The following is a 296-nucleotide window of genomic DNA, read 5'->3' on the forward strand; positions in this document are numbered from 1 at the left end:
TGCACTGCGTCTGGCGGGTGCGGTGGACGCGGACGTGGTCCGGGCGGCGCTGGCGGATGTCGTGGCACGTCATGAGAGCCTGCGGACCGTCTTCGCGGAGACCGGCGACGGAGAACCGTGCCAGGTGGTCGGTGAGGCGGGAGTCGAGGTGCCGGTCGTCGAGATCGGGGACGAGAGCGCGCTGAAGGCTGCCTTGGTGGCCGAGGCGGGTCGTGGGTTCGATCTGTCGGTGGAGGCGCCGCTGCGGGCGGTGTTGTTCGATCTGCCGGGTGATGAGTTCGTGCTGCTCTTCGTGT

The 296-nt window shown here is 69.3% G+C and carries 1 protein-coding gene; it reads left to right on the forward strand.

Annotated elements, in window-relative coordinates:
- Window positions 1–22 precede the first annotated feature (22 nt).
- Window positions 23–296: condensation domain-containing protein (locus tag JK359_RS38665; protein WP_307788474.1), on the forward strand; the 274-nt coding region annotated here is incomplete at its 3' end.

The sequence above is a fragment of the Streptomyces actinomycinicus genome, from assembly GCF_016741775.1.
Lineage (GTDB): Bacteria > Actinomycetota > Actinomycetes > Streptomycetales > Streptomycetaceae > Streptomyces > Streptomyces actinomycinicus.